This is a genomic window from Archangium violaceum Cb vi76, assembly GCF_000733295.1.
Classification (GTDB): Bacteria; Myxococcota; Myxococcia; order Myxococcales; family Myxococcaceae; genus Archangium; species Archangium violaceum.
In genome coordinates, this window is record NZ_JPMI01000193.1 from 1 (window position 1) to 524 (window position 524).

The 524-nt window shown below is 70.8% G+C and carries 1 protein-coding gene; it reads left to right on the forward strand.

Features of this window, described 5'->3' with window-relative positions:
* A partial coding sequence (locus Q664_RS26305) for a protein kinase domain-containing protein (protein ID WP_043401508.1) occupies positions 1-524 on the forward strand: 524 nt, incomplete at both ends.

Consider the following 524-nt stretch of genomic DNA (forward strand, 5'->3'; position numbering starts at 1 on the left):
TGGACGAGAGGGCACAGCCCCAGCTCTCCGCCGGCGAGGTGGTGAGTGGGTTGGCGGTGGAGGAGCTAGTGGGCGTCGGCGGCTTCGCCACGGTGTACCGGGCGCGGCGCCCGGGCGGTGCGGCGTACGCCCTGAAGTTCATCCCCCTCGATGCCGACGTGGATAGGGTGCTGCGGGAATTCGCCATCCTTCTCAAGCTGCGGCACCGCAACCTGGTGCAGGTGGTGGCCATGGGCCTGTACCCGGAGGAGGCGCCGGAATTCCTCTGGCTGCAGATGGGCTTTGTCGAGGGCGAGCGGCTAGACAGGTACGCCAGGACGCGCAACCTGAGCGCGCGAGACGTGGCCCGGCGCGTGCTGGAGGTGGCCCGGGGCCTCGCGGTGGCGCACGCCGAGGGCGTGGTGCACCGGGATGTGAAGGAGGCAAACGTCGTCGTCCGGGCTCGGGACGGTGAGGCCGTGCTGGTGGACTTCGGCGCCGGCACCTACGAGGAGGCAGTCACCGTCACCCGGGGCGTTCTGCCG